The organism is Microvirga tunisiensis, from assembly GCF_009296175.1.
GTDB classification, from domain to species: Bacteria; Pseudomonadota; Alphaproteobacteria; order Rhizobiales; family Beijerinckiaceae; genus Microvirga; species Microvirga tunisiensis.
The window spans coordinates 1-590 of the sequence record NZ_VOSK01000978.1 but is presented as its reverse complement, the minus strand read 5'-3'; the positions used below and the strand labels follow the sequence as shown (position 1 = coordinate 590).

Genomic DNA, 590 nt, shown 5'->3' with positions numbered 1-590 from the left:
AAGCCATGCAGAGACGGGAATTCGTGTCGATGTTCGCGGCGCCGATGAAGCCCTTCATCAGCTTGTTGGCGACGTAGTAGTCCTCGGTGAGCAGCTGGCCCGAGCCGTAGATGGCCACCGATTCAGGACCATGCTCGACAATCGTCTCGGAGAAGCGCCGCGCCACCCGATCGAGCGCTTCATCCCATGCCGCACGGCGGCCGTCGACTTCAGGATAGAGCAGCCTGTCGTCGAGACTCAGCGTCTCGCCGAGAGCCGAGCCCTTCGAGCAGAGGCGGCCGTAATTGGCCGGGTGCCGCTCATTCCCCTTGATCGCGACAGAGCCATCCTCCTGCGGCGTCGCCAGGACACCGCAGCCGACGCCGCAATAGGGGCATGTGGTTCGGGTCGGGGTGCCGCTCGCCATTCTTCCTCCTCAGGCAGCGCGGGCCATGAGAGCCGGGGCCGCGAGCAGGATGCGCGCGCCCTCGATCCGCAGCGGGATTTTATGGGTGCAGCCATGGTCGGCCCCCTGCGCCTCACCGGTTTTCAGGCTGATCACCCAGTTGTGCAGCGGACAGGTCACGGAATGGCCGTGCACGATCCCCTGG

At 65.6% G+C, this 590-nt stretch carries 2 protein-coding genes; both read right to left on the bottom strand.

The genetic code is table 11. The features are described from left to right. Positions 1–406, bottom strand: a 406-nt coding sequence (locus FS320_RS44825; RefSeq protein WP_152718824.1) for a molybdopterin-dependent oxidoreductase, incomplete at its 3' end; no start/stop codon positions are given. Positions 407–415: 9 nt separating this feature from the next. Beyond that, positions 416–590, bottom strand: a 175-nt coding sequence (locus tag FS320_RS49595; protein WP_476738996.1) for a Rieske (2Fe-2S) protein, incomplete at its 5' end; no start/stop codon positions are given.